The organism is Collinsella sp. TF08-11AT (assembly GCF_003437035.1).
Lineage (GTDB): Bacteria > Actinomycetota > Coriobacteriia > Coriobacteriales > Coriobacteriaceae > Collinsella.
The window spans coordinates 70,271-95,249 of sequence record NZ_QSRL01000004.1 but is presented as its reverse complement, the minus strand read 5'-3'; the positions used below and the strand labels follow the sequence as shown (position 1 = coordinate 95,249).

The 24,979-nt window shown below is 60.6% G+C and carries 21 protein-coding genes; 19 read left to right on the top strand and 2 right to left on the bottom strand.

Annotated elements, in window-relative coordinates; all coding sequences use genetic code 11:
- The first annotated feature begins 23 nt into the window (after window positions 1-23).
- The 19 genes from DXC79_RS04260 to DXC79_RS04170 all read left to right on the top strand — a co-directional run bounded on the left by DXC79_RS04260 (window position 24) and on the right by DXC79_RS04170 (window position 21,139).
- Window positions 24-899, top strand: a complete 876-nt coding sequence (locus tag DXC79_RS04260) for a pyruvate, water dikinase regulatory protein (protein WP_117635273.1) — start codon at window positions 24-26, stop codon at window positions 897-899.
- A 303-nt stretch (window positions 900-1,202) separates the two neighbouring features.
- Complete coding sequence (ppdK, locus tag DXC79_RS04255; RefSeq protein WP_117635272.1) at window positions 1,203-3,953, top strand: pyruvate, phosphate dikinase; 2,751 nt, start codon at window positions 1,203-1,205, stop codon at window positions 3,951-3,953.
- A gap of 215 nt (window positions 3,954-4,168) precedes the next feature.
- Window positions 4,169-4,510, top strand: a complete 342-nt coding sequence (gene rplS / locus DXC79_RS04250) for a 50S ribosomal protein L19 (protein WP_006236098.1) — start codon at window positions 4,169-4,171, stop codon at window positions 4,508-4,510.
- Window positions 4,511-4,603: 93 nt separating this feature from the next.
- Window positions 4,604-5,392 (top strand): ribonuclease HII, encoded by a 789-nt coding sequence (locus DXC79_RS04245; RefSeq protein ID WP_089573411.1) that lies wholly within the window; start codon window positions 4,604-4,606, stop codon window positions 5,390-5,392.
- 189 nt (window positions 5,393-5,581) lie between these two features.
- The gene (locus DXC79_RS04240) at window positions 5,582-6,067 is read left to right on the top strand and encodes a YraN family protein (protein WP_117635271.1); all 486 of its coding nucleotides are present in this window, start codon (window positions 5,582-5,584) and stop codon (window positions 6,065-6,067) included.
- The gene (locus DXC79_RS04235; RefSeq protein ID WP_117635270.1) at window positions 6,067-7,590 is read left to right on the top strand and encodes a YifB family Mg chelatase-like AAA ATPase; all 1,524 of its coding nucleotides are present in this window, start codon (window positions 6,067-6,069) and stop codon (window positions 7,588-7,590) included. Before DXC79_RS04240 ends, DXC79_RS04235 begins: the two co-directional genes overlap by 1 nt.
- The gene (locus DXC79_RS04230; RefSeq protein WP_117635312.1) at window positions 7,590-8,522 is read left to right on the top strand and encodes a DNA-processing protein DprA; all 933 of its coding nucleotides are present in this window, start codon (window positions 7,590-7,592) and stop codon (window positions 8,520-8,522) included. Before DXC79_RS04235 ends, DXC79_RS04230 begins: the two co-directional genes overlap by 1 nt.
- A 14-nt stretch (window positions 8,523-8,536) precedes the next feature.
- Complete coding sequence (trmFO, locus tag DXC79_RS04225; RefSeq protein WP_117635269.1) at window positions 8,537-9,874, top strand: methylenetetrahydrofolate--tRNA-(uracil(54)-C(5))-methyltransferase (FADH(2)-oxidizing) TrmFO; 1,338 nt, start codon at window positions 8,537-8,539, stop codon at window positions 9,872-9,874.
- Window positions 9,871-10,791 carry a tyrosine recombinase gene (locus tag DXC79_RS04220; RefSeq protein ID WP_117635268.1) on the top strand — a complete coding sequence of 307 codons (921 nt, stop codon included), beginning with the start codon at window positions 9,871-9,873 and terminating at the stop codon, window positions 10,789-10,791. The genes trmFO and DXC79_RS04220 overlap by 4 nt, the downstream gene beginning before the upstream one ends.
- Window positions 10,792-11,010: 219 nt before the next feature.
- Window positions 11,011-11,739 (top strand): 30S ribosomal protein S2, encoded by a 729-nt coding sequence (rpsB, locus tag DXC79_RS04215; protein ID WP_006236109.1) that lies wholly within the window; start codon window positions 11,011-11,013, stop codon window positions 11,737-11,739.
- 45 nt (window positions 11,740-11,784) lie between these two features.
- Complete coding sequence (gene tsf / locus DXC79_RS04210; protein WP_022094736.1) at window positions 11,785-12,654, top strand: translation elongation factor Ts; 870 nt, start codon at window positions 11,785-11,787, stop codon at window positions 12,652-12,654.
- A gap of 118 nt (window positions 12,655-12,772) precedes the next feature.
- Entirely contained in the window at window positions 12,773-13,495 is a 723-nt protein-coding gene (gene pyrH, locus DXC79_RS04205) for a UMP kinase (protein WP_117583224.1), read from the top strand.
- Window positions 13,496-13,497: 2 nt separating this feature from the next.
- The gene (gene frr, locus DXC79_RS04200; RefSeq protein WP_006236112.1) at window positions 13,498-14,034 is read left to right on the top strand and encodes a ribosome recycling factor; all 537 of its coding nucleotides are present in this window, start codon (window positions 13,498-13,500) and stop codon (window positions 14,032-14,034) included.
- Window position 14,035: 1 nt separating this feature from the next.
- A complete protein-coding gene (locus tag DXC79_RS04195; protein WP_117635267.1) occupies window positions 14,036-14,830 on the top strand; it encodes an isoprenyl transferase in 795 nt (264 codons plus the stop codon).
- A 2-nt stretch (window positions 14,831-14,832) separates the two neighbouring features.
- Entirely contained in the window at window positions 14,833-15,747 is a 915-nt protein-coding gene (locus tag DXC79_RS04190; RefSeq protein WP_233502990.1) for a phosphatidate cytidylyltransferase, read from the top strand.
- Window positions 15,747-16,934, top strand: coding sequence for a 1-deoxy-D-xylulose-5-phosphate reductoisomerase (gene dxr, locus DXC79_RS04185; protein WP_117635266.1), 1,188 nt, complete (start codon window positions 15,747-15,749; stop codon window positions 16,932-16,934). Before DXC79_RS04190 ends, dxr begins: the two co-directional genes overlap by 1 nt.
- Window positions 16,935-16,959: 25 nt before the next feature.
- A complete protein-coding gene (locus DXC79_RS04180; RefSeq protein WP_117635265.1) occupies window positions 16,960-18,321 on the top strand; it encodes an RIP metalloprotease in 1,362 nt (453 codons plus the stop codon).
- Between the two features lie 13 nt (window positions 18,322-18,334).
- On the top strand, window positions 18,335-19,417 hold the full coding sequence (gene ispG, locus DXC79_RS04175; RefSeq protein WP_117635264.1) for a flavodoxin-dependent (E)-4-hydroxy-3-methylbut-2-enyl-diphosphate synthase: 1,083 nt from the start codon (window positions 18,335-18,337) through the stop codon (window positions 19,415-19,417).
- Window positions 19,418-21,139, top strand: coding sequence for a proline--tRNA ligase (locus tag DXC79_RS04170; protein ID WP_233502988.1), 1,722 nt, complete (start codon window positions 19,418-19,420; stop codon window positions 21,137-21,139).
- 176 nt (window positions 21,140-21,315) lie between these two features.
- Here the strand turns inward: DXC79_RS04170 and DXC79_RS04165 are convergent, their stop codons facing one another.
- Both DXC79_RS04165 and adhE read right to left on the bottom strand, forming a co-directional pair.
- Window positions 21,316-22,080, bottom strand: a complete 765-nt coding sequence (locus DXC79_RS04165; RefSeq protein WP_006236119.1) for an aminoglycoside phosphotransferase family protein — start codon at window positions 22,078-22,080, stop codon at window positions 21,316-21,318.
- 88 nt (window positions 22,081-22,168) lie between these two features.
- Window positions 22,169-24,817 carry a bifunctional acetaldehyde-CoA/alcohol dehydrogenase gene (gene adhE, locus DXC79_RS04160; RefSeq protein WP_055250041.1) on the bottom strand — a complete coding sequence of 883 codons (2,649 nt, stop codon included), beginning with the start codon at window positions 24,815-24,817 and terminating at the stop codon, window positions 22,169-22,171.
- Window positions 24,818-24,979 lie beyond the last annotated feature (162 nt).

Genomic DNA, 24,979 nt, shown 5'->3' with positions numbered 1-24,979 from the left:
CGTAAGCGCAAAAGGAGCCCCGCATGGATTGCCCGGTCACCGCTCGTCCCACCGTTATCGTTATCTCCGACTCGCTCGGTGATACTGCTTGTGAGGTGGTGCTTGCGGCGTCCGGGCAATTTGATGAAGGGGCTTTTCACGTTTTGCGCCTGCCCAAGGTGACCTCCGTGGAGCAGGTCAAGTCATTTGTGGGGCCGCGCGTCGATGCCGACCATCGCGATATCGCCGTGTTCCACACCATTGTCGACCCGGCCCTTCGTGCTCGTGTGCTCGACTACTTGGGCATGCTGCACATTCGCTCGGTCGACCTGATCGGTCCGACGCTCGCCGTGCTGTCTTCGCTCGTCGGCGTGCCGCCCAAGGGTGTGGCGGGCGTGATTCACAAGACCGACGATCGGTATTTCCATCGTATCGAGGCCATGGAGTATTTCGTTGAGCACGATGACGGTCGTGGTTGTGACGATCTGTCGGGTGCCGATATCGTGCTGTTGGGTGTGTCGCGTACATCCAAGACGCCGCTGTCGATGTATTTAGCCTATCAGGGTTACAAGGTCGCCAATGTGCCACTGGCGCATGGCATGGAGCCGCCCAAGTCGATTTACGAGGTTGACCCGATGCGCCTGTTCGGCCTGATTTCGACCGTCGATGTGATTTCCGAAATTCGCGATAGCCGCTTGGGCGATGACTACGCCCGTGCCGTTGCCGGCTCCTATGCCGAGCCCGAGAGCGTGCGCGGCGAGCTTGAGGAAGCTCGTGCCCTCATGAAGCGCTTAGGCTGCTTTGTTGTGCGTACCGACGGCAAAGCCATCGAGGAAAGCGCTGCCGAGATCATTGCTCACCTCGAAGAGATTCAAGAGGCAAGAGCCCGCCGTGCCGCCCGCCGCGCTCAACAGCAGTAGTCCTTTCTGTGATGATTTTTCTGGGACGGGGATTAAAAAATCATTGGAGTGGCTAATTAGCCTGAATTGGTAAAGCGGTTTAGCAATTAACTTGTATTTGACCTGCGAGTTTCTTATATTGGTATCTTCATAAGGTAACCACCTTTACCTACCGTTTACCGCTAGTTTTAGCACGTTTACCAAACCGCGCACCCTCTGCTCAAGCCTGCCCAAAACCCGCCGTATAGTTCCCTCACGGCCTGCATCCGGCGGGTCGATTCGTTACCACGGTCGTGCGCGTAAGCGCATGGAAGGGGAAGTATCGTGAGCGATTGCAAGAGGGTTTACCGTTTTGGAACCGACGCCCAGGGCACCTGTGTCACCGAGGGCGACAAGTCCATGAACTTCGTGCTTGGTGGCAAGGGCGCTAACCTTGCCGAGATGAGCCGTATCGGCCTGCCGGTTCCCGGTGGCTTTACCATTACCTGCCAGACTTGCGTTGAGTACTCCGGCGCCGGCAACGTGTGGCCGGAGGGCGCGCTCGACGAGATCGTTGCCGCCGAGGTCGACCTCGAGGCCCGCTGCGGCAAGAAGCTCGGCGATGCCTCCGATCCGCTGCTCGTGTCGGTCCGCTCGGGCGCTCCGTTCTCCATGCCCGGCATGATGGACACGGTTCTCAACCTGGGCCTCAACGACGATTCCGTCCAGGGCCTTATCGCCCAGACGCAAAACCCGCGCTTTGCCTGGGATAGCTACCGCCGCTTTATCCAGATGTTCTCCAACGTCGTCATGGGTGTCGATGCCGACTTGTTCGAGAATGCCCTGACCCAGGCCCGCCTGGTCGCCGGCGTTCGCGTCGATTCCGAGCTTTCGGCCGAGGACCTGCAGGAGCTCGTCGAGACCTTTAAGGGCATCTTCTCCGAGAACGTCGAGGCTGCCCTGTATCCCGAGCTCGAGGTCGCTGACGGCAAGCCCGTCTTCCCGCACGACCCGGAGCTTCAGCTGCGCCTTGCCATCCAGGCCGTCTTTGGCAGCTGGATGAACGAGCGCGCCTGCATCTACCGCAAGCAGCACGGCATTTCCGACGAGCTCGGCACCGCCGTCAACGTCCAGGCCATGGCCTTTGGCAACAAGGGCGAGACCTCTGCGACCGGCGTCGCCTTTACGCGCAACCCGGCCGACGGCACCAAGGAGTTCTATGGCGACTTTTTGGTGAATGCCCAGGGCGAGGACGTCGTCGCCGGCATCCGAAACACCGAGCCCATCGCCGACCTCAAGACTACCCCGGGCCTCGAGTCCGCAGGCGAGGAGCTCGAGCGCGTGTTCCTGACGCTCGAGGATCACTATCGCGATATGTGCGATATCGAGTTCACCATCGAGCAGGGCAAGCTCTGGATGCTCCAGACCCGCGTGGGCAAGCGCACTGCTACCGCCGCCCTGCGCATCGCCATCGAAATGGTCGAGGAGGGCCTGATCACTCGCGAGGAGGCCGTGAGCCGCATCGATCCCGCGCAGCTCGATCAGCTCCTGCACCCGCAGTTCGACGCCTCCAAGAAGTACGAGGCCCTGGCCAGCGGCCTTAACGCCAGCCCCGGTGCCGCCGTGGGTGAGGTCGTGTTCTCGAGTGATGACGCCGTCGCGCGTTCCGCCGAGGGCCACAAGGTCATTCTGGTTCGCTGGGAGACCAACCCCGACGACCTGAAGGGTATGGTTGCCGCCGAGGGCATCCTGACCAGTCACGGTGGCAAGACGAGCCATGCCGCCGTTATCGCCCGCGGTATGGGTACGCCCTGCGTCTGCGGTGTCGAACGCTTCCATATCGACGCCGCCGAGAAGGTCGTGCACATCGAGGGCAGCGACCGCGTGCTGCATGAGGGTGATGTCATCTCCATCGACGGTACCCAGGGTATCGTCGTCGACGGCGCTGTTGATCTGGTTTCGGCCGAGCTCACCGGCGATCTGGACACTATCCTGTCCTGGGCCGACGAGATTCGTCTGGACGAGACCGGTGGCCACGCCAACCACGTGCGCGTTAATGCCGACAACCCCGAGGACGCCGCGCTCGCACTCGAGTTTGGCGCCGAGGCCATCGGTCTGTGCCGCACCGAGCACATGTTCCTGGGCGATCGCAAGAACATCATCCAGAGCTTTATCCTGTCTAACGATGAGGCCGTGAAGCAGCAGGCCCTGGCCGACCTGCTCAAGGTTCAGACCGAGGACTTCCTGGCGATGTTCAAGACCATGTCCGGTCGCGATGTGGTCGTCCGCCTGCTCGATCCGCCGCTTCATGAGTTCTTGGATAATCCTCGAGAGCTCGAGGTCGCCATCACCAAGAAGGAAGCCGCTGGCGCCAGCGGGGAAGAGCTTGCCGTCCTGCGCGCCCGCCTGCGTCGCATTGACGGCATGGTCGAGTCCAACCCGATGCTCGGCCTGCGCGGCGTGCGCCTGTCCGTCGTCTTTGGCGATCTGCCGCTCATGCAGGTCCGCGCCGTGGCCACGGCTGCTGCCCGCCTTATCAAGGATGGTGTCGACCCACGCCCCGAGATCATGGTTCCGCTCGTTTCCATCACGGCAGAGCATGTCCAGACCCGCGAGGTCATTGAGCGCGTGATCGCCGAGGTTTCCTCCGAGGAAGGTGTCGAGCTCAACATTCCCGTGGGCACGATGCTCGAGCTGCCGCGCGCCTGCATGGTCGCCGACGAGATCGCCCATCACGCAGATTTCTTCTGCTTTGGCACCAACGACCTCACCCAGACGACCTTCGGCTTCTCCCGCGACGATGCCGAGGCCAAGTTCATTCCGCTGTACTTGCACAAGAAGATCCTGAAGGACAACCCCTTCGAGACCATCGACACGGCGGTGCTGGAGCTCGTGCGCTTGGCCGTCGAGAAGGGCCGCGCCACCAATCCCGACATGCACTTTGGCGTGTGCGGCGAACACGGCGGCGACCCCAAGTCCATCAAGGGCCTGTTTAACGTGGCCGACGTGGACTACGTGTCCTGTTCGCCCTATCGTGTGCCCCTCGCACGTCTGGCTGCCGCCCAGGCCAAGCTCGAGGCCAAGCGTTCCGCCTAGCGTTTAGCGTTTAGACGCCTAGCGTAGCCCCCCCCCCCTTCATACCGCCCGTCTCATTCGTGAGGCGGGCGGTTATCATGTGCGGGTTTTGTCTTTTTGTCTGCGCAAAAAATTGTTCTTGCAGCAGAAACCCGCGCGTGTATACTCGAATACGTTTGTTCAACTACGTGCCGGCCAAGGTGGTACGGCACCTCTAGAAGAGTAAGGAATTGCACATGGATTACATCCGCGCAATCGAGCGTCAGCAGATCCGCGAGGACATTCCTCAGGTTCGCGTCGCCGACAACGTCAAGGTTCACTACCGCATTAAGGAAGGCGACCGCGAGCGCATCCAGGTTTTCCAGGGCGACGTCATCCGCATGGCCGGCGCCGGTGCCCGCGAGACCTTCACCGTCCGCAAGATGTCCTTCGGTGTCGGTGTTGAGCGTACCTTCCCGCTTCACAGCCCCAAGATCGCCAAGCTCGAGGTCGTTCGTCATGGTCGCGTCCGTCGCGCCAAGCTGTACTACCTCCGCGACAAGGTGGGCAAGGCTGCTCGCATCCCCGAGAAGCGCTAAGAAGATCGCAGCGTCTGTCCACTCGTTTGGACACAAGGGTCACCTTCGGGTGGCCCTTCTTTTTATCTGATTTGCATGCAAGGAGGGCCTGGTATGGCCAACATGACGAGCTCGGTTTCGGCATCGCAGGTTGCTGGTGAGTTGGCGAGCGCTACGTTTGAGGAGATTCCCGCCCTCGTGGAGCATTATCGCGAGGACCCGCGCCAGCAGGTGATCAAGGCTTGTGAACGCGCCCTCAAACGCCATGACAAAGAGCTTGCCGAGCGCGAGCGCGTCAATGACATGTACGAGCTTATGCATGAGCTTGGCGGCGATGGGGTGGTCGTTGGTGTCGACGAGGTGGGCCGCGGATCGGTGGCCGGTCCTTTGACGGTATGCGCCGTCTGTCTTCCTATGGAGCCGCGCGTCTGGGGTATCAACGATTCCAAAAAGCTCACGCCCGCGCGCCGCGAGTTGCTCTCAGTGAAGATTGCCGAGGTGGCGACGGCGATCGGTTTTTGCCATATCGCGCCGAAGGATATCGATGAAATGGGCATGGCCCGTGCTATCCGTACTGCCGTTGCGGGCGCCGTGGCCGATACGGGACTTGAGCCCGACTGCGTCCTCATGGATGGCAACCCCTTGGGCGCCGTTCCTAACGAGCGCGACGTGGTGAAGGGCGATGCCAAAATCGCCTGCATCGCCGCGGCGTCCATCATGGCCAAGGTCACGCGTGACGAGATGATGGTCGAGTACGACGCCGAGTATCCCGAGTACCATCTGGCCGAGTCGAAGGGCTATGCAAGCCCCGAGCATATCGAGGCCATTCGCAAACATGGACTTTGTCCACTGCACCGCGTGAGCTTTTGCGGAAACTTTCTGCAGACTGAGCGCCTTTTCTAGGTCAATTGTGGAGACAGGGACCTCTGGGGTTTTATAAACTTGCTGGTAACGGGCCGTATGCAACACCATTGCTGCGTACGGCCCGTTTTTTGACGGCATTTGGTCAGCTTTTGGTTTGCTTCCGGTACTTACCCGCATGAAAGGTGCCCTCATCATCGGGGCAATGCAGCGTGCGGGAAAGGAGACCCCATGAGTGCCGCAAGCAAAAAGAGCAAGACGCAGCAGCTCAAGGAGCGTTGGGAAAATGGCGAGCTCGACTGCGGGGCGATGACGCCTGAGTTTATCAAGGGGCTCAGTCCCCGCGAGCTGGGCATGCTGGGCGAGCTGATCACCATCGACTACTTTAACGAGCGCGGCTACACCTTGCTGGAGCAGGGTTATCGTTGCTCCGAGGGCGAGGCCGATCTGGTGCTGCTCGATGAGCTCGACGATGTCGTGGTGATGGCCGAGGTCAAGACCAGACGCGTTGCGCCGGATTGCAGCACGCGGGTCTTTCCCGAGGAGGCTGTGGACGCCCGAAAGCAACGCCGCTACCGCCGCATCGCAAGTTGCTATCTCATGGAACATTATCCGCTCAAGGCGATTCGCTTCGATGCCGTGGGTGTCACCATTCGCGGCGGGCATATCGCCGAGATCGAGCATCAGTACAACGCGTTCGATTGGCAGGTGTCGTGATGGCGTTCGAGACGTTTGCCGTTCACGCGGCCTGCATCCGTGGCGTCGAGGCGATTCACGTCACGGTCGAGGTCTCGCTTGCCGGCGGCCTTCCGGGCATTCAGATGCTCGGCATTCCGAGTATGGAGGTGATGGAGTCACGCGGTCGTATTCGCTGCGCGATGCGCTCCGCCGGGTTTGAAATCCCGCGCTCGGGCATTACGGTCAATCTGGCGCCTGGCGATATTCGCAAGACCGGTAGCGGCTTTGATCTGCCCATCGCCATCGCGGTATTGGCGGCCGATGGTCAGATTCCCCGCGACAACCTCGATCGTTGTCTTATCGCAGGTGAGCTTGGCTTGGACGGTACGGTGCTTCCTGTCAAGGGCGAGGTGGCGTTTCAGCTATTGGCGCGTGATATGGGGCTGTCTTTTATCGCCGGCAGGTCAGACCAGCATGTGCCACTCGCGGGCGTGGATTGTGGATTCATCGATCATTTGTCTCAGCTTGCCCATGGCATGGGCGATGCCGCGCGGCACTACTTGGATTCTGAAGTGCTCGAGGCGACCTTTGAGCCCGAACTCGACTATGCCGACGTACTGGGGCAGGAAGTCGCCAAACGCGGCATGGCGCTGGCGGCAGCGGGTGAGCTCGGTTTGCTTATGGTCGGGTCCCCGGGATCGGGCAAGACGATGCTCGCCCGTCGTATGACCGGCATCCTGCCCGAGCTTTCCGTTGAGGACCAGCAGGAGGCGCTGTGCATCCATTCGGTCTTGGGCGAGAACATCGATGGCTTATTGGCAGGTCATCGGCCATTTCGAAGTCCCCATCACAGCATATCAACGGCTGGCCTCATTGGCGGAGGGCGCCCGGTGCATCCGGGTGAGATCAGCCTGGCTCATGGCGGCGTGCTCTTTTTGGACGAGCTTGCCGAGTTTCCCACGAGTGTGCTGCAGACGCTGCGTCAGCCCATCGAGCGCGGCTATGTGAGGATCGTGCGCGTCGACGGGGCCTTTACCTTCCCGTCGCGCTTTCAGCTGCTGGCTGCGAGCAATCCCTGTCCCTGCGGCTTTTTGGGCGACCGTGAGGTGCCATGCCGCTGCTCGGCGGCGATGGTCGAGCGCTATCGGTCTAAACTGCGCGGTCCTTTGGCCGACCGTATCGACATGATGATCGATGTGACCCGTCCCGACCCTCAAGTGATTATCGAGGGTGCGGAGGGTATGTCGTCGGCCGAGTTACGTGACTACGTTGTGCGCGGTCGCGCTTTTCGCGCTTGGCGCGAATCCCGTATGGACGATGCGGATGCCGAGGCCGAGGATGACGAGACGCGGTCCATTGACGGCGTCGTTTCGACCTTTGAGCTCGATGATGCGGCGGAGAAGTGTGTGCTCGGCCTGTCGAAGCGCACACATCTCACGGGCCGCGGTATCGTGCGCCTGGTGCGTATCGCGCGTACAATCGCCGACGTCGCCGAGAGCGAGCATGTGACGCAGGACCACGTGCTCGAGGCGGCGATGTACCAGGGAAGGAGGGACCAATGATGGCCGAGGGGACCTTTGAGCTGCATCCAGGTGATACGTTGTATCCCGAGACCGTTTTGGAGCTTTCTGATGTGCCCCAGACACTCTATGTGCGCGGCAACCCCGAGGTGCTTTCGACGCCCGCGCTCTCCATCATCGGCGCGCGCAAGGCCTCTCCGTATGGTCTTGCCGTGGCAGAGCTTGCGGCAAAGGTTGCGGTCGAGGCGGGCGTGACGGTAGTTTCGGGCGGCGCGGTCGGTTGTGACCAGGCCTCGGGTTGGGCTGCGGTCAATTCCGGCGGCAAACACGTCGTGGTGCTGGGGACGGGCGCCGACGTGGTCTATCCGCGCTCGAGTGCTGGCCTCATCACGCGCACACTCGATACGGGTGGCGCGGTCGTGTCGATCTCCCCGTGGGGCATGGGTCCTCGCAAGTTTGCCTTTCCGCGCCGCAATCGCGTGATCGCGGCCCTGTCGCAAGCCCTCTTTGTATCCGAGGCGGGTATGCCTTCCGGGACGTTTTCTACAGCCGAGGCTGCTATGGATTTGGGGCGAGAACTTCTCGCTGTGCCGGGGTCGATTCTATCGCCCGAGTCGCGTGGCACGAATTACCTCATTGCGAACGGTGCCTGCTGCATCATCGACGAGGAATCTATCGAGATGGCTATCTCACGCATCTACGGCACCCTGCGCTACTCGCGCCCCGATGCTCCCGGCATTGCCGACCTGGATCAAACACAGCAGACCGTGATGCATGCGCTCATCGCCTCTCCGCTCAAAGTCGACGACATCGCGGCGCTCGTCTCGCTCGATGCTGTCGGCGTACTCAAACTCTTGGGTTCGCTTGAACTCGAGGGCCTTATCGAGCGCATGATGGATGGAAGGTATGCGCCCTCCAAGTTTGCCCTTCACGCCCAGACGCCCTTCGGTCACAATGGAAAACGTGTCAATTAGAAAGGTGTTTGCAGATGCAGTTCGATCAGGTGACGGTTATCGGTGGCGGTCTGGCGGGATCGGAGTGCGCGATCCAGCTGGCAGATCGCGGGTTTGCCGTAAAGCTGTGCGAGATGCGCCCCCAGGTGAGCTCCCCGGCCCACCATACCGATCACCTGGCAGAGCTCGTCTGCTCCAATTCGTTTAAGTCGACCCGTCCGGATTCCGCGGCTGGTTTGCTGAAGGCCGAGCTTGAGCGCATGGGTTCGGTCCTGCTCGATTGCGCCCATCGCGCGGCTGTTCCCGCCGGTGGCGCCTTGGCGGTCGACCGCGTCAAGTTTTCCGAGCTTGTCGAGGACGAGGTTGCCGCCCGTCCCAATATCGAGATCGTTCACGGCGAGGTCACGCAGATTCCCGAAGGTCACGTGGTCATTGCCGCCGGCCCCTTGTGCTCGCCGGCGTTGAGCGAAGAGGTCGTGAAGCTCGTCGGTGGCGACGCCCTTGCGTTCTTCGATGCCGCGGCGCCGATCGTCGATGCCTCCACGCTCGATATGGACGTGCTGTTCTCGCAGTCGCGCTACGAGGAGCAGGGGAGCGGCGACTATCTCAACGCTCCGCTCAACAAGGAAGAGTACGAGGCCTTTATCGAGGCGCTTACCACGGCCGACCGCGTGGTGCTCAAGGACTTTGAGGGCGGCGATCTGTTCCAGGCCTGCCAGCCTGCCGAGGAAGTTGCGCGCACCGGCAAGGACGCCATTCGCTTTGGCGCCATGAAGCCCGTCGGCCTCACCGACCCGCGAACCGGTCGTCGTCCCTGGGCGGCGATTCAGCTGCGTGCCGAGAACAAGGAGAAGACCGCCTATAACCTGGTGGGCTTCCAGACCAACCTGACCTTTGGCGAGCAGAAGCGCGTCTTCCATATGGTGCCGGGTCTGGAGAACGCCGAGTTCTTCCGCTACGGTGTCATGCACCGCAATACCTTTGTCGATGCGCCGCACGTGCTCGATGGCACCTTTGCCGTGCCTGGTACCGGCGTGCGCCTGGCCGGTCAGATCACCGGCACCGAGGGGTACATGGAAGCCGTGGCGACAGGTCTGCTCGCGGCACTCAACACCTATGCCGAGGCTGTCGGGGCCGCTCCCGTCGAGCTGCCGCGCGTGGGTGCTTTGGGCGCGCTCGTGGGCTATGCTACCGATCCGGCCACGGTGGGCTATCAGCCTATGCATGTCAACTTTGGCCTGGTGCCGCCACTCGAGGATGGTAAGCGCCGCAGCAAGCGCGACCGCTACCAGGCCTATGCGGACCGTGCGCTCGAGGCCCTTGATGCCTATCTGGCCACTCGCCCCGATCTGTTTGGAGGCGACCGGTCATAGCCTTTGACCTGTACGACACCGTCGACTCGTTTATTGCCTATATCTCACGCGTCGAGGGACTTTCTCCCAACACGGTGACGGCCTATGGCTCGAGGCTGGAGCGCTTTGCTGCCTGGTGCGAGCGTGAGAATATAGATTCTTTCGCTGCCGACGTGCGCACCATTCGTCGCTATCTTGCCGAGCTTTCGCGTGAGCAGGTGACTCCCCGAACGCTTGCGGCACACCTGTCTGCCATTCGCTCGCTCTATCGGTGGATGGCTGCCGAGGGGGTCGTGGAGGGCGATGTGGTCTCGGCAATTTCCTCGCCCAAGCTCCCGCGCGATCTACCCGGTGTGCTGACGACCCATCAGGTGGAGGCGCTGCTCAAGACGCCTGATACCTCAACACCCGCGGGACTGCGCGATGCGGCGATGCTCGAGCTGCTCTATGCCTCGGGCGCCCGTATCTCTGAGCTCGCAGCACTCAATGTGGAGTCCATTGCGTGGTCCGAACGCACGCTGCGCCTGTGGGGCAAGGGGAGCAAAGAACGTATCGTCCCTCTGTATCGTCGTGCGCTCGAGGCGACGCGTCTCTATATTGAGGAGGGGAGGCCGGAGTTGCTCGCTCAGGCAAAGCGTCGTGACCCCGCTACCGGGCCGCATCCGCTGCTTATATCGGCGCGCGGTAATCGCATGAGTGCCGCCATGCTCAGGCGGCGGTTTCATATGCTGGCGACGCTCGCCGGCATTCCGGCCGACATCGCCCCGCATGCGATGCGCCATACCTTTGCGACCGACTTGCTCGAGGGCGGCGCGGACCTGCGCTCGGTTCAAGAGCTGCTGGGTCATGCGAGCCTGTCCACGACGCAGATCTACACGCATCTCACGCCCGATCGGCTCAAACGTGCCGTGGCTCAAGCCCATCCCCGAGGCGAATAGTGGCTGGGACGTCCCGCGCCGCACTCAGGTGTGTGGTTTTGATTGCGGGTTGGCAGGAAGAAGCATTCCTGCTATCATTCATCGGGTTGCTTCACGGCAACATGTTTTTATCACGCACGCGCGGCTACTTCATACCGTGGTGCCCGGGCTTTGGTAGCACATGTCCGGGTTGGTTTTGGAGGATGACCCCGCGCGGAGGCAAACCACAGGAGGTTTAACATGGCTACCAAGATTAATATCCGCACCCTGCTCGAGGCCGGCTGCCACTTCGGTCACCAGACCCGTCGCTGGAACCCCAAGATGAAGCCGTTCATCTTCGGTGAGCGCAACGGCATCTACATCCTCGACCTCAAGCAGACCATCCTCGACGCCGATCAGGCCTACACCTTCGTCAAGAACGTCGCCAAGGGTGGCAACGTGCTGTTCGTCGGCACCAAGAAGCAGGCTCAGGAGGCCGTCAAGAACGCTGCTGAGCGCGCCAACATGCCCTACATCAACCAGCGTTGGCTCGGCGGCATGCTGACCAACTTCGTCACCATCCGCTCTCGCATCAACCGCATGGAGGAGCTCGAGGCCATGGTCGAGGACGGCCGCATGGCTGTTCTGCCCAAGAAGGAGCAGGCTGTTCTCGGTAAGGAGCTCACCAAGCTCCAGACCAACCTCGGTGGCGCCCGCGACATGAAGGGCCTGCCTCAGGCTCTCTTCGTCATCGACACCAAGCGCGAGGAGAACGCCATCAAGGAGGCCCAGCGCCTGAACATCCCCGTCGTCGCTCTGATCGACACCAACTCCGATCCCGACGAGGTCGAGTACGGCATCCCCTGCAACGATGACGCTATCTCCGCTGTCACCCTTATGTGCGAGCTCATGGCTGACGCCTGCCTCGCTGGCTCCGGCAAGGAGCAGGTCTCCGAGGCCGAGATGGCCGCTGAGCCCAAGGCCGAGTAAATCAGTCTTAGTTAATTCTTTTTCATCTCTTTGAAAGGAACCACAATGGCCCAGATTACCGCCGCTATGGTCAAGCAGCTCCGCGAGATGACCGACTCCCCGATGATGGAGTGCAAGAAGGCTCTCGTCGAGGCAGACGGCGACATGGACGCTGCTGTCGACGTTCTGCGTAAGAACGGCCTTGCCAAGGCTGCCAAGAAGGCTGGCCGTGAGACCAACGAGGGCGCTGTCGCCGCGTTCGTCTCCGAGGATGGCAAGACCGGCGCTCTGCTCGAGCTTTCCTGCGAGACCGACTTCGTTGGCTCCAACGCCAAGTTCACCGGCTTTGCTTCCAAGGTCGCCGAGGTTGTCGCTACCACCGAGCCTGCTGACGTCGACGCCCTGCTCGAGAAGCCGATGGGCGAGGAGACCGTTTCCTCCGAGCTCACCGAGATGATTCACATCATGGGCGAGAACATGAAGATTTCCCGTTTCGCCGCCCGCAAGGCCGAGAACGGCGCGCTCGCTTCTTACATCCACATGGGTGGTAAGATCGGCGTCCTCGTCGAGTTCGCCTTCGAGAAGGCCGAGACCGCTCAGGCTGAGTCCTTCAAGACCTTCGCTCACGACGTTGCCCTTCAGGTTGCCGCCGTCGCCCCGATCTGCGCCACCCGCGATCAGGTTCCGGCCGAGACCGTCGAGCACGAGAAGCAGATCTACATGGCTCAGGCTGCCGAGTCCGGCAAGCCCGAGGCTATCCAGGAGAAGATGGCTGTCGGCCGTCTGGAGAAGTTCTACAAGCAGTCCGTGCTCACCGAGCAGGAGTTCATCAAGGACAGCTCCCTCACCATCAAGAAGTACGCTGAGCAGGTCTCCAAGGAGCTCGGCGACACCATTACCGTCGTTGCCTTTGACCGTCTGGTCCGTGGCGAGTAAATAAGCTCTTGTAGCTGGTAATGAGCAGGCTGTGGGTTTTACTCACAGCCTGCTTTTTCATGGCTCTTCTTAGAGCCTTTGATAGAATGTTGAGAGTTCAATCTAAAGGAGGATCGCTTTGTCCGACATCCGATATAAACGCGTGCTTCTGAAGCTTTCTGGCGAAGCACTGATGGGCGACGGCCACTATGGCATCGACCCCAAGGTTACCGACCATCTTGCCAAACAGGTCAAGGAGCTGCTCGCCGTTGGCCATGAGGTCGGCGTCGTTGTCGGCGGCGGCAATATTTTCCGCGGCATGGCCGGCGCTGCCGGTGGCATGGAGCGTGCTCAGGCCGACTACATGGGCATGCTGGCAACCGTTATGAACGCGCTTGCCCTGCAGGATGCCTTCGAGCATAACGATGTACCCTGCCGCGTGATGAGCGCTATCCAGATGAACGAGATCTGCGAGCCCTATATTCGTCGCCGCGCTATCAACCATCTGTCCAAGGGCAACGTCGTCATCTTCGCTGCCGGTTCGGGCAATCCGTACTTTACGACCGACACCGCCGCGGCTCTTCGTGCGTGCGAGATTGGCGCCGAGATTCTGATTAAAGCCACCAAGGTTGACGGCATCTACGACAAGGATCCCGTCAAGTGCGCCGATGCCGTCCGTTTTGACAAGATTACCTATCACGAGGTTCTCGTCCGCGGTCTGCAGGTTATGGATTCCACGGCTACGGCACTGTGTCAGGATAACCGTATGCCGATTTTGGTCCTCAACATCGATGGCGAGGACACCGTCAAGCGCGCGCTTTCGGGTGAGCCCGTCGGCACGCTCGTCTATCAGGAGGATTAAGCATGGCAGAGAACATCACCGCCCATATGGACAAGTCGCTCGAGTCCCTCAAGCACAACTTCTCCAAGGTTCGTACCGGCCGCGCCAACGCCAACATTCTGTCCGACATCACCGTTGATTATTACGGTGTCCCCACGCCGGTCACGCAGGTTGCCGCCGTCAAGACCCCCGAGGCTCACATGCTGCTCATCGAGCCGTGGGACAAGGCGCTCATCAACGCTATCGTCAAGGCCATCGGCGCTTCCGATCTGGGCATTACCCCCAACTCCGATGGCACCGTCGTTCGTCTGCCGTTCCCGGCCCCCACTGAGGAGCGCCGTCGCGAGCTCGTCAAGGAGTGCCGCGAGTACGCCGAGCAGGCCAAGGTGTCTATCCGTAACATCCGTCGCGACTTCAACAATAAGCTCGAGCGCGATGAGGAGCTCACCGAGGACGATGTCCGTCGCGAGCAGGCCAAGGTCCAGAAGCACACCGATGAGTATGTCGCCAAGGTGGAGGAGCTTCTGAAGGAAAAAGAAGCCGAGGTCATGGAGATCTAAGGTGCAATACGACGAGCATAAACTGGTCGAGTACTTTGCCGACGCCCCTGCGGGCGTCGGTTTTTCCGACCTTGACCTCAATAAGATTCCGCACCATATCTCGTGCATCATGGACGGCAACGGTCGTTGGGCTACGTCGCGCGGTCTTGCGCGCACCGAGGGTCATAAGGCAGGTATCGTCTCGCTGCGCGAGATCATTACCGCCTGCGTGCGCCTAGGCGTCGACGTGCTTTCTGCCTATGCGTTTTCTACCGAAAACTGGAACCGTCCGCAGCATGAGGTCAACGTTTTGATGCATCTGTTTGCCAAGACGTTTATCGACGAGCTGCCGCTTCTGAAGCGCGAAAACGTGCGTGTTGTCTTTTTGGGTGACATTTCCGCGCTGCCCAAGAAGACCCGCGATGTCTTTGAGCGCGGCCTTGCCGAATGCGCCGACCATACCGGTATGACGCTGGCGCTGGCCGTTAACTACGGTGCCCGTGCTGAGATCACCCGCGCTGTCCGCCAGATCGCACTTGATGCCGCCGCTGGAAAGATCGATCTTGCCGCTATCGACGATGATATGGTTGCTTCGCACCTGTACACCGCCGGTCTTCCCGATCCGGAGCTCGTGATTCGCACTTCTGGCGAGCTGCGCCTTTCGAACTATCTGCTGTGGCAGGTGGCTTATTCCGAATTCTACGTCACCGATACCTATTGGCCCGACTTTGATCGTTGGGGCCTTGTCGACGCCATTTTGGCCTATCAGGGCCGTGATCGTAGGTTTGGTGGACTGAGTAAGACCGAGGAGGCTTAATCGTGTCCGATCGTCCCAAGGCATCTGCTCCCAAGACGCCAGTTTCCGCGGCGCCTGCGCGCAAGGCTGCCGCTGCGGGAGCACCTGCAGCAAAGAGCGGCACCGGTTCGTGGCTGGCGGGCTTTATCACCCGTGCCGCCGCCGGTATCGTCTACGCCGTTGTCTTTATCCTGTGCCTGGTTTTGGGTATCGTGCCCACGGCCATCTTTGTTTCTGTCATGAGCGGTCTGTGCTGCTATGAGTTTTTCCGTATGACGAGGCTCGATGGCAAGATGGCTAACGAGCGCATGGGTATCGCTGCCGCCGTACTCTTTCCGCTGTCGGCGTTGGGCGATTCGATGTTGTTGAATGCCCTGCTTTTTGCCCTGATGCTCGCTGTGGGCATTTGGTATGTTTGGTCGCCGCGTACCCGCATCTCTGATGTGGCCGTGACGCTCATGGGTCCCATCTACACTGGCTTTATGCTGTCGGCTATCGTGCTGCTGCGCGATGCCGTGCCCGGTTTTGCCGGCGCCCTGCTTTCAGTGGGCGTTTGCGCGTCCCTTTGGGTCTCCGATTCGTTTGCCTACATCGTGGGCAGCCGTATCGGCAAGCACAAGATGGTTCCCAAGATCTCTCCCAAAAAGAGCTGGGAGGGGTTTGCCGGCGGCATCTTGGGCTCGGTTTTGATTTGGCTCATCCTGTGGGCGACGCACTTCTACAAGCTCAGCCTGCCCTATGCGCTGCTGTGCGGCGTGGTCGTGTCCATTCTGGGCGTTATCGGCGACCTTATCGAGTCGCGCATCAAGCGCGGTGTGGGCGTCAAAGATTCCGGCAACCTTATCCCGGGCCATGGCGGCATGCTCGACCGTAGCGATTCGCTTATCTTTGGCTGCATTACCGCGCAGCTGCTTTTGATGATCGGAGGCGTGCTGTAATGTCATTCCAGACGACGTATGGCCCCGATGGACGCCTTCGTGTTGCCATCCTGGGCTGTACAGGCTCTATCGGCACCCAGGCGCTCGATGTGTGCCGCCAGCATGCCGATCGCCTGCAGGTGACGGCGCTGTCCGTTAACTCCAGTACCTCCGAGCTCGTTGCCGCTGCCCGCGAGTTCTCGGTTCCGGCGGTTGCCGTGGCCGATGTCGCTCATGGCGATGACGCCGTGCTGCAGGAGTTGCCCGAGGGAACGAAGCTCGGCGTTGGCGCGCAGGCGGTTTGCGAGCTCGCACGTCGCGACGATGTCGACTGCGTGCTCGTCGCTATTGTGGGCGCCGCCGGTCTCGAGGCGAGCCATGCGGCCTTGATCTCGAATAAGCGCCTTGCCCTTGCCAACAAGGAGTCCCTCGTCGTCGGTGGCGACTTGCTTATGCCGTTGGCGCAACCGGGCCAGCTTATTCCGGTCGACTCTGAGCATTCCGCCATCTACCAGTGCTATCTGGGGGAGAACCCGCGCGAGGCTCATTGTATTTGGCTCACCTGCTCGGGCGGTCCGTTCTTTGGCCGCACGCGTGACGAGCTCGATCGCGTGACGCGTGCCGATGCCCTCGCACATCCCACGTGGGCCATGGGTGCCAAGATCACCATCGACTCCGCCACCCTCATGAACAAGGGCCTGGAGCGCATTGAGGCCATGCATCTGTTTAACTGCGACCTCGATTTCATTAACGTGGTCGTGCAGCGTCAGTCCAAGATTCACTCTATGGTCGAGTTCGCCGACGGCTCCGTGATGGCGCATCTCGGTGCATCCGACATGCGTATTCCCATCCAGTTCGCGTTCTCGTATCCCGAGCGTTGGGATACTCCGGCGCCTCGTATCGATTTCCGCGAGCTGGGGCAGCTCACGTTTGATGCTGCCGACATGGATACCTTCCGCTGTCTGGCACTGGCCGAGCGTGCCGGCAAGACGGGTGGCACCATGCCGTGCGTGCTCAATGCCGCCAACGAGGTCGCCGTCGATGCCTTCCTGCACGATGGCTGCAGCTTTACCGATATCGATCGCATTGTGGAATCCTGCATGGACGCCCACGATATGCAGGTGGTCGATTCGTTTGAGCAGCTTCGCGACATCGATGCGTGGGCGCGTGAAAAGGCTGCGCAGGTGCTCGCCGCAACCCGTTCCTAACCCATAAGGATTGCTTTTTCGTTTTATGGATACTGTTCTGAGCGTTCTCTCATCGGTCTTTTGGGGCCTGCTGATGCTTTCCGTCCTCGTGTTTTTGCACGAGGGCGGCCACTTTTTGGCGGCGCGTGCCTGCGGCGTCCGTGTGACCGAGTTCTTTTTGGGTCTGCCGTGCCGCTTTGACATCCATTACACGTCGCGTCGCATTGGAACCAAGTTTGGCGTGACCCCGCTGCTGCTGGGTGGCTACGCTGCCATCTGCGGTATGGATCCGACCGATGTTTCGTGCGCCGATCGCGTGCTCGCGGCTATCTATCGTCATGGTCGCGTGACCGTGGCCGACCTTGCTGTCGAGCTCGAACTTTCCGAGGAGGATGTGCTCGAGGCATGCGCCCTTTTGCTGGGCTGGGGCTCCATCGCGCCCTGGTATGAGGAAGGGGAGAAGCCCTCGCCGAGCTACTATCCCACCAAATATCAGACGTTGCCACGAGACACGGCAGGCTATACCACCTTTGATGGTCGCCGTTTCGATCGCGAACATGCGACTGCCGAGGGCGATGTGTGGGAGCTGCCGTGCGGCGAGGCCGAGTTCCTTGCGCAAGAACGCTCGCACACCTATCTTGGCCAAGGCTTTCTCAAGCGCGCCTTTATGCTGCTCGCAGGCATTATCGTCAATATCTTGACGGGTTTTTTGCTCCTTATGAGCATCTATTCCATTGCGGGTGTCACCGTGCCGATGGATACCAACGTGATCGGTCAGGTTGACGAGGGGTCTATTGCCGCCAAGGCGGGTATCGAGGCCGGTGATGCGATCCTTTCGGTTGACGGTGTCTCATGTTCTACTTGGATGGATGTCTACGATACCATCGGCAAGGCCGCCGGTAAGGACGATATCGCCATCGAGTACGAGCGTGACGGCAAGCAGCATTCGACCACGGTTGCGCTCAAAGAGGACGAGCGCCTAGGTGTGTATGCCTCTATGCAGGTGGTCCGTTTAGACCCGATCACCTCGGCGCGTCTGTCATTCTCCTATGTTGTACAGACGGCGGATGGCGTGATGCGCCTACTCCAGCCGCAGCATACGATGGAGATTCTCGATCAGTCTTCTTCGATCGTGGGTATTAGCGTTATGTCCTCACAGGCTGCTGCTGCCGGCCCCGTAACGTTCCTGTCGTTTGCCGCGCTCATCTCGTTCTCGCTTGGCTTTATGAACCTGCTGCCCATCCCACCACTCGATGGCGGCAAGCTGGTCATCGAGATCATTCAAAAGATTGCGGGCCGCGAGCTTCCGCTCAAGGTCCAGACGATTGTGAGCTATGTGGGCATCGCGCTCTTTGCGCTGCTGTTTGTCTATATGCTTCGTTCCGACATCCTTCGATTTATTCTGTAGGGGAGTGTTTGGATTGTCTTTATCCCATCCTTTGCCTCGCGAGTTGACGCGCCCCGTGCATGTGGGCGGTGTGCAGATCGGTGGCGGCGCGCCGGTGGTGGTCCAATCCATGACCTGCACCGATACCGCTGATGCCCAGGCAACGCTTGCGCAAGTGTGCGCGTTGGCGCAGGCTGGCTGCGATATCGTGCGTGTGAGCGTGCCCACCGAGGCCGCGCTTGAGGGTTTCCGCACCATCTGTGCCGAGTCTCCGGTGCCGATTGTCGCTGATATCCACTTTAACCATAAGCTCGCCATTGGTGCCGTTGAGGCCGGTGCCGCCAAGCTGCGTATCAATCCCGGCAACATCGGCGATTGGGCCAAGGTCGATGCCGCGATCGATGCTGCGGGCGCCGCTGGGTGCGCGATTCGCATTGGCGTGAACGCCGGCTCGCTTGAGCAGGATATCGCCGAGCGCGATGGGCTTACGCAGCCCGAGAAACTCGTGATGTCGAGCGAGCGCTTCGTCAAGCACTTTGAGGACCGCGGCTTTACCAACATCGTGCTTTCCGCCAAGGCACATAGCGTGTCTACGACGCTTGATACCTATCGTGCCCTGTCGCGCGAAATCCCCCATGTTCCGCTTCATTTGGGCGTGACGGAGGCAGGTACCAAGCTGCAGGGCACCATCAAGAGCTCGGTGGGTCTTGGTATCCTGCTGTCTGAGGGTATCGGTGACACCATGCGCGTCTCGCTCACGGCCGATCCGGTCGAGGAGCCGCCGGTCGCCTGGGGAATTTTGCAGTCGCTGGGCCTGCGCCGCCGTGGTCCGGAGATCGTCTCGTGCCCTACGTGCGCTCGCTGCCAGGTTAACCTTATTCCCATTGCCGAGGAGGTCACCGAGCGGCTTAAGAACTACTCCGCGCTGCTTTCGATCGCCGTGATGGGGTGTGCCGTTAATGGCCCCGGCGAGGCTTCCGACGCCGACCTAGGCGTGGCCTGTGGACGAGGTCAGGGCCTGCTCTTTTCGCATGGCAAGATCATTGGTAAAGTAGCTGAGGATCAAATTGTCGACGCGCTTATGGCCGAGGTCGACAAACTAATTGAGGAGAAATAAATGACCCGAGCAATGTATATGTCTAAGCTCTATGCGCCGACGCTCAAAGAGGATCCGGCCGACGCCGAGCTTGCAAGCCATCGTCTGCTGCTTCGTGCCGGTATGATCCGCAAGGAGGCCGCCGGTCTCTATTCCTACCTGCCGCTTGCTTGGCGCTCGATTCGCAAGATCGAGAATATCGTGCGAGACGAGATGGACGCCGCTGGCGCCCAGGAGCTTATGATGCCTATCATGGTCGACGCCGAGTTGTGGCGTGAGTCCGGCCGCATCGACGCCTATGGCAAGGAGCTTGTGCGCTTTGACGACCGTCACGGTCGCGAGTTCGTCCTGGGCCCCACGCACGAGGAGACCGTCACGGCCCTGGTGCGCAACGAGCTGCGCTCCTACAAACAGCTGCCCGTCAACCTGTACCACATTCAGGACAAGTTCCGCGACGAGTTCCGTCCCCGCTTTGGCCTGATGCGCGGCCGCGAGTTCATCATGAAGGACGCCTACAGCTTCTCTGCCACGCAGGAGAGTCTGCAGGAGGAGTACGACAAGATGAAGCAGGCCTACGCCAACATCTGCGAGCGCTGCTACATCAAGGCTCTGCCCGTTGTCGCCGACTCCGGCGAGATCGGCGGCGACACCTCCGTCGAGTACATGGCTCTTGCTGACGCTGGTGAGGCTTCACTGGTCTACTGCGACGATTGCGGCTTTGCCGCCGATGACGAGGCCGCGAGCACTAAGGTGGTCGTGGCCGAGGGGCCCGGCGATGGTAAGCTCACCAAGGTCGAGACCCCGGGTATGGGCACCATTGAGGCCGTCGCTAAGTTCTTTGGGTTCCCCGAGAACGGTACGCGCAAGTCCCTGGCGTTGATCGACGCCGAGGGCAAACCGGTCGTTGCCATTGTTCCGGGCGACCACGAGCTCAACGATTGCAAGGCCGAGCATGTCTTTGGCAAGGGCTATCGCATGATGACTGATGAGGAGCTCCAGACCTACGGTCTGCATAAGGGCTTTATCGGACCGGTTAACCTGCCCGAGGGCATTCGCCTGGTGTGCGACGAGAGCCTGCGCGAGTCCAAGCAGTGGGCCTGCGGTGCCAACGAGGTCGATTATCACTTTACCGGTGCCTGCCCCGAGCGCGACTTTACCGTCGACGAGTGGGCCGACCTGGTAACCGTCGTTGCCGGCGATCCCTGCCCGCACTGCGGCAAGCCGCTCTCTGCTGCTCGCGGCATCGAGGTCTCGCAGGTCTTCCAGCTGGGTACCAAGTATTCCGAGGCCATGGGCGCCACCTTTATGGACGAGGACGGCAAGGAGAAGCCGCTTATCATGGGTTGCTACGGCGTGGGCGTGTCCCGCTCGCTTGCTGCCGTCGTGGAGCAGCACAACGACGAGCACGGTATCGTCTGGCCGGTTTCCGTTGCCCCGTACGAGGTCGCTGTGATTCCGCTCGATCCCAAGAAGGAGGAGTGCGCAACCGTCTGCGACCAAATCGTCGAGGGCTTGTGCGCCGAGGGTATCGAGGTCGTCGTCGACGACCGTGACGAGCGTCCCGGCTTTAAGTTTGCCGATAACGACCTTATGGGATTCCCGTATCAGGTGGTGCTTGGCAAGCGTGGCCTTAAGAATGGCACCGTTGAGCTCAAGGACCGTGCCACGGGCGAGCGCGAGGACGTGGCGATTGACGAGGTCGTCGCCAAGGTTGCCGAGCTTGTTAAGGCGGCCCGCCGTTAATCGACGTTTCTGCTATTAGATGTAATTGCGGGGCTGCTCCGTATCTCTCTTAGGATGAGATGCGGAGCAGTCTATTTTGTTGCGTGAATAAACTCGATGGGTAAAGAAAAACCCCACAGCCCATATGAGCTGCGGGGTTTTCTTGTGCCTCCGATGCGAAATAAATCGCTCAGATATTACTGATAATCGACGACGTCGATCCAGTTCTTCAGGAACTCATCGTTCACGTTGCGCTTACGAGCGAGCTCGGAAGCAGCGACGATGCTCGTCCACTGACGCACGACCTGCATGGGCATGTCGGCGCGGTCGCAGTAGAGCTCCAGGTAGGCCTCAGCCTGGTCCTTGCTGTTGAGGGCGAAGAGCAGGTAGGTGGTGGCAACGTCGGCAGCAGGGGAGCCCTGGGTGGCGTGTGCCCAGTCGCACACATAGAGCTGGCCGTCGTCGCCGACGATGACGTTGGAGGGGTTGAAGTCGCCGTGGCAGACCTTGAACTCCTTGGTCATGCCGTCCAGACGCTCCTGAAGGTTGTAGCGCGTGGTGGCATTGAGCTGATCAAGGCTGTCGATCATGCGGGCGAACTTGTCGCGCTGACGGTTGAGCAGCGGGGAGGTGTAACCGTGGATCTCGATCTGGAGGTCGACGAACATCTCGAGGTACTCACCAAAGCGCTGGGGCTCGGCAGTCATCTTCTCGGCAAGGGTGGTGCCCGGAACCTTCTCGGTCACGAGCGCCCAGCCGTTGGCGTTCTCGAGCTGGGAAACCTCGAGCGCCTTGGGGCTGCGGATGCCGCACTCATTGATGCGGGCAAGATTCAAAGCCTCGTTGAACACGTCAGAGACAGGCTTGGTCTCGTTAAAGACCTTGACGATCTTGTCGCCCAGGTCGTAAACGACCTTGTTGCCACGGCGGACGAGCTCGGTCTTGGAATCGGGTAGCAGCATGGTTGCATCCTTTCAACGATGCGATAGAAGCGACGGCGGGGGTGTGTGAAACACCCGTGCACCCCCGCCGTTAAAAACCGTGCTAAAACTAGCAGACGGCGTAGTCCTGAGGCTCGCGGCCGTAGTAGGCGTCCAGGTAGAGCTCCTTGATCTCGCTCATGAGCGGGTAGCGCGGGTTAGCGCCGGTGCACTGGTCGTTGAATGCCTGCTCGGTCATCTCGTCGAGGGTGTCGAGGAAGTACTGCTCGTCAACACCGTAGTCGGCGATGGTCTTCTTGACGCCGATGAAGTCCTTGAGCTCCTCGAGCTTCGTGATGAAGTTCTCGAAGACCTCCTTGTCGTCCTTGCCCTCGATGCCGCAGTACTTGGCCATCTCGGCGTAGTTGTGCAGCGCGTTGGGATAAGGATACTGGGAGAAGGTACCCATCTTGACGGGAGCCTCGGCGGCGTTGTAGCGCATGACGCGTGTCAGGATGACGGCGTTGGCGAGGCCGTGGGGCAGGTGATGGAAGGCGCCGAGCTTGTGGGCCATGGAGTGGTTGAGGCCCAGGAAGGCGTTGGCGAAGGCCATACCGGCCATGCAGGAGGCGTTGTGCATCTCCTCGCGGGCGTGCGGGTCCTTGGCGCCGTTCGTGAAGCTGGAGGGCAGGTTCTCAAAGACGAGCTTGGCAGCGCGCTCGGAGAGGCCCTTGGTGTAGTCGGAAGCCATAATGGAGACGTAGGACTCGATGGCGTGGGTCATGACGTCGATGCCGGAGGCAGCGGTCAGGCCGCGCGGGGCGGTCATGCAGTTGTCGGCGTCGACGATAGCCATGTTGGGGAGCAGCGCGTAGTCGGCGAGCGGCCACTTGATGCCGGTCTCCTTGTCCGTGATGATGGCGAACGGCGTGCACTCGGAGCCGGTACCCGAGGAGGTCGGGACGGCAACGAAGTAGGCCTTCTTGCCCATCTCGGGGAAGGTGAAGATACGCTTGCGGATGTCCATGAAGTCCATGGCCATGTCCTCAAACTTGCACTCGGGGTGCTCGTACATCATCCACATGATCTTGCCGGCGTCCATAGCGGAGCCACCGCCGACGGCGATGATGACGTCCGGCTCAAAGAGAGCCATCTGCTTGGCACCACGACGTGCGCACTGCAGCGACGGATCGGGCTCGACGTCGTAGAAGCAGTCGTGGGCGATGCCCATCTCGTCGAGCTTGGCCTCGATTGCGCGGGTGTTGCCATTCTTGAAGAGGAACTGGTCGGTGACGATGAAGGCGCGCTTCTTGCCCATGACGGTACCGAGCTCGTCGAGGGCGACGGGCGTGGAACCCTTCTTGAAGTAGACCTTCTCGGGAGCGCGGAACCACAGCATGTTCTCACGGCGCTCGGCCACAGTCTTAACGTTGATCAAGTGCTTCACCCCAACGTTCTCGGAGACGGAGTTGCCGCCCCAGGAGCCGCAGCCCAGGGTCAGAGACGGCTTCATGCCAAAGTTGTACAGGTCACCGATGCCGCCGTGCGAGGACGGGGTGTTGATGACGATACGGCAGGCCTTCATGACGTGCTCGAACAGGCTGATCTTCTCGGCCTGGGCGGGGTGCACGTACAGAGAGGCGGTGTGGCCCGGGCCACCGGCGAGCACCAGGTGCTCGGCCTTGTCGACGGCCTCCTGGAAGTCCTTGGCGTGGTACATGGCCAGGACCGGGGAGAGCTTCTCGTGGGAGAACTCCTCCTTTGCGGGGTCGGTGGAGGTGACCTCGGCGATCAAGATCTTGGTCTTGGCGGGAACCTCGATGCCGGCGAGCTCGGCGATCTTGGCGGCAGCCATGCCGGGGATGCGGTGATCGAGGGCGCCGTTCTTGAACATGGCGGCACGCAGGGCCTCCATCTCGGCACCCTGCTTGACGAAGTAGCAGCCGCGCTTTTGGAACTCGGCCTTGACCTGGTCATAGATGGTGTCGATGACGGTCACGGACTGCTCGGAAGCGCAGATCATGCCGTTGTCGAAGGTCTTGGAGTGGATGATGGAGTTGACGGCGAGCAGCACGTCGGCGGTGTCGTCGATGACGACCGGGGTGTTACCGGCGCCAACGCCCAGGGCGGGCTTGCCCGAGGAGTAAGCGGCCTTGACCATGCCCGGGCCACCGGTGGCGAGGATGATGTCGACGTCGCGCATGACCATGTTGGTCAGCTCGATGGAGGGGACATCGACCCAGCCGATGATGCCCTCGGGGGCGCCGGCCTTGACGGCGGCGTCAAGCACGAGCTTGGCGGCGGCGATGGTGCACTTGGCGGCTGCCGGGTGCGGGGAGATGATGATGGCGTTGCGGGTCTTCAGGCTGATCAGCGTCTTGAAGATCGCAGTGGAGGTGGGGTTGGTCGTCGGGATGACGGCGCCCACGATGCCGATGGGCTCGGCGATCTTGGTGATGCCGTAAGCCTCGTCGCGCTCCAGGACACCACAGGTCTTGGTGTTCTTGTAAGCGTTGTAGATGTACTCTGCGGCGTAGTGGTTCTTGATGACCTTGTCCTCAAGAACGCCGCGGCCGGTCTCCTCGATGGCCATCTTCGCCAACGGGATACGAGCCTTGTTGGCGGCCATGGCGGCCTCATAGAAGATCTTGTCGACCTGCTCCTGCGTGTACGTAGCAAAAAGCGCCTGGGCCTCTCGCATCTGAGCGAGCTTAGCCTCAAGCGCCTCTACGTTGTCCACAATTGCGGGAGTAGTGTTTTCCGGTGACTTTTTCACCATTTGTGTCTCCTTGCGATCGGAGATTTACCCTACAAGATGCATGATAGCAAGAAATAAATCGGTGAACGGTCAGATTCCCGTAAAAGACAAACTAAAACGCTTCAATTAAATGAAACGTTTTAACCATTTAACTAATAGCCGAACGTCTTCTCCGGGCGAATT